Source organism: Falsiroseomonas oryzae, from assembly GCF_027856955.1.
GTDB lineage: Bacteria > Pseudomonadota > Alphaproteobacteria > Acetobacterales > Acetobacteraceae > Falsiroseomonas > Falsiroseomonas oryzae.
The window spans coordinates 1-3,058 of record NZ_JAPSMD010000545.1; the positions used below are offsets into that span (position 1 = coordinate 1).

The following is a 3,058-nucleotide window of genomic DNA, read 5'->3' on the forward strand; positions in this document are numbered from 1 at the left end:
CACGGCCGTCGGTGCCGTGGCCGGCGCGGTGGCCGGCGCCGGCGCCGGCGGGCTGGTCGGCGGCGGCGCGGGGAACGTGGCGGGCGAGGCTCTGGCCATCACCGGAGAGGCCATCGCGCGCACCGCCAAGGCGATCTGGAAATGGTCACGCGGCACGAAGGGCGAGCACCGGCAGCAGGCGGCGCTGGCGCTGTATTTCTGCGCCACCACCCGGCCCGCGGAGATTCACGGCAAGGCCGCCATCGAGGCGCTCGGGGTCATCCTGGGGCCCAACCTTCCCAAGGTCATGAAGATGGATGAGCACCATGCCATCCCGGAAATCATGGAGCACCTGAAGTCGGTGTCCTGGTTCACCTGGTAGGAAGGGCGACGCGGCGGGCGTCGCCCGCCGCTACAGCGCCTCGATCCGGATCAGCGCCGGCTTCTCCACCACCGTCTCCAGCGCCGTGATGCGGGCGAGGGCGGCGTTCATCCGCGCCTCCTCGCAGTCATGCGTGGTGACCACGACGGGCACCGCCTCGCCGGGCGCGCGGCCGCGCTGGAGCATGCTTTCCAGGCTGATCTGGTGGTCGCGCAGGATCGCCGTGACATCGGCGATCACGCCCGGCCGGTCGAGCACCATCAGGCGCAGGTAATAGGCGCCGAGGCGGTGCTCCATCGGGATCGCCGGCAACGCGGAAAGGGCGCCGTTCGACACGCCCCAGACCGGCGTGCGCCGGCCGCGCGCGATGTCGATCAGGTCGGCGCAGATCGCGCTCGCCGTCGGCCCGGCGCCGGCGCCGCGGCCTTCCAGCACCACGCGGCCGACGAAGTCGCCCTCCGCCACCACCGCGTTGAACACCCCGTCCACCCGGGCGATCGGGTGCGCCACCGGCACCATGCAGGGATGCACCCGCGTCTCGATCCCATGCTCGCCGCGCCGCGCGATGCCGAGCAGCTTGATCCGGTAGCCGAGCTCGCCGGCCAGCGCGATGTCGAGGGCACTGATGCTGCGGATCCCCTCCACATGCACCGCGCCGAAATCCACCGGCCGCCCGAAGGCCAGGGCGGCCAGGATCGCCAGCTTGTGCGCGGCGTCGATGCCGTCCACGTCGAAGGTCGGATCGGCCTCGGCATAGCCCAGCTTCTGCGCCTCGCTCAGCGCCTCGGCGAATTCCCGCCCGCGCTCGCGCATCTGGGTCAGGATGTAGTTGCAGGTGCCGTTCAGGATGCCGAGCACGCGGGAGATGTCGTTGGCCGCGAGGCCCTCGCGGATCGCCTTGATGGCCGGGATGCCGCCGGCCACCGCGGCCTCGAACATCAGCGGCACGTTGTTCGCCTCGGCCAGCTGCGCGATCTCCGCGCCGTGCACGGCCAGCAGCGCCTTGTTGGCGGTGACCACCGGCTTGCCGGCGGCCAGCGCCGAGCGCACCAGGTCGGCCGCCGGGCCCTGCGTGCCACCGATGGTCTCCACCACCACGTCCACGTTCGGGTCGTTCGCCAGCGCGGCGGCGTCCTCGTACCAGCGCAGCCCGGACAGCGAGACGCCGCGGTCCTTGCTGCGGTCGCGCGAGGAGACGGCGGTGACGGCGATCGGCCGCCCGGCATGCGCGGCGACCGTCTCCGCATTGTCGCGCAACAGCGTCAGGACGCCGGCGCCGACCGTCCCAAGACCGGCGACGCCGATCGCAAGCGGCTTGCCGCTCATGCCGCGTCCACCTCCATGCCGTCCACCGGGCCGGCATTGTCGGCCGCCAGGAACTGCCGGATGCCGCGCAGCGCCTGGCGGATGCGGTGCTCGTTCTCCACCAGGGCGATGCGCACATGCTCGTCGCCGTGCTCGCCGAAGCCGAGGCCCGGCGCCACCGCGACCTTCGCCTTCTCCAGCAGCAGCTTGGAGAAGCCGACCGAGCCCAGATGGCGGAAGCGGTCCGGGATGGGCGCCCAGAGGAACATCGAGCCCTCCGGGCTCGGCACCGTCCAGCCGGCGGCGTGCAGCCCCTTCACCAGCACGTCGCGGCGCTTCCGGTACAGCTCCCGCATCTCCGCCACGCAGTCCTGCGGGCCGTTCAGCGCGGCCACGGCGGCGACCTGGATGGGCGTGAAGGCGCCGTAGTCGAGATAGGACTTCACCCGCGCCAGCGCCGCGATCAGCCGCGGGTTGCCGGCGGCGAAGCCCATGCGCCAGCCCGGCATGTTGTAGGTCTTGGACATGGAGGTGAACTCCACCGTCACCTCCTTGGCGCCGGGGATCTCCAGCACCGACGGCGGCGGGTTGGCCTCGTCGAAATACAGCTCGGCATAGGCCAGGTCGGACAGGATGAAGAGCTCGTGCCGCCGCGCCAGCGCCACCAGCTCCTTGTAGAAGTCGCGGCTGGCGAGCAGCGCGGTCGGGTTGGACGGGAAGTTGACGATCAGCGCCGTCGGCTTCGGGACGGAGTGCTTCACAGCCCGGTCGATCGCCGACAGCATCGCGTCGTCCGGCGTGTAGGGGATGGACCGCGCGGAGGCGCCGGCGATGATGAAGCCGAACTGGTGGATCGGGTAGGACGGGTTGGGCACCAGAATCGTGTCGCCCGGCGAGGAGATGGCCTGCGCCAGGTTCGCCAGCCCCTCCTTGGACCCCAGCGTGGCGACCACCTCGGTCTCCGGGTCCAGCTTCACGCCGAAGCGGCGCCCGTAATAGCCGGCCAGCGCCCGGCGCAGGCCCGGGATGCCCTTCGACATGGAATAGCGGTGGGTGCGCGGGTCCTGCACCGCCTCCACCAGCTTCGCCACGATGTGCGGCGGCGTCGGGCTGTCGGGGTTGCCCATGCCGAGGTCCACGATGTCCTCGCCGACGCCGCGCGCCTTCGCCTTCGCGCCGTTCACCTCGGCGAAGACATAGGGCGGCAGGCGCCGGATGCGGTGGAACTCCTCGGTCATCGTCGTCGGGTCCGTGCGTTTCGGGGCGAAGGATAGCCCGGCCGCTCAATCGCGGCGAGGCGCGAGCAGATCGGCGGCGGGCGGTGGCGGCGGGGCCAGCAGCTCGCGCGCCGGGGGCGGGGGTGGCGCAAGCAGCTCCCGCGCCGGCGCGGGC

General features: G+C 72.0%; 3 protein-coding genes. 1 reads left to right on the forward strand and 2 read right to left on the reverse strand.

Annotation, left to right across the window (positions count from 1 at the left end; translation table 11 throughout):
* Positions 1–361: hypothetical protein (locus tag OZN99_RS28585; protein ID WP_270938613.1), on the forward strand; the 361-nt coding region annotated here is incomplete at its 5' end.
* 30 nt (positions 362–391) lie between these two features.
* On the opposite strand, the gene OZN99_RS28590 is transcribed toward OZN99_RS28585, so the two are convergent.
* Entirely contained in the window at positions 392–1,687 is a 1,296-nt protein-coding gene (locus OZN99_RS28590; protein WP_270938614.1) for a homoserine dehydrogenase, read from the reverse strand.
* On the reverse strand, positions 1,684–2,904 hold the full coding sequence (locus OZN99_RS28595) for an LL-diaminopimelate aminotransferase (protein WP_270938615.1): 1,221 nt from the start codon (positions 2,902–2,904) through the stop codon (positions 1,684–1,686). Before OZN99_RS28595 ends, OZN99_RS28590 begins: the two co-directional genes overlap by 4 nt.
* Between the last annotated feature and the right edge of the window lie 154 nt (positions 2,905–3,058).

Excerpts from the sequence above, each read along its gene's own strand:
- OZN99_RS28590 (WP_270938614.1), bottom strand. The coding sequence starts at position 1,687 with ATGAGCGGCAAGCCGCTTGCGATCGGCGTCGCCGGTCTTGGGACGGTC.
- OZN99_RS28595 (WP_270938615.1), bottom strand. The coding sequence starts at position 2,904 with ATGACCGAGGAGTTCCACCGCATCCGGCGCCTGCCGCCCTATGTCTTC.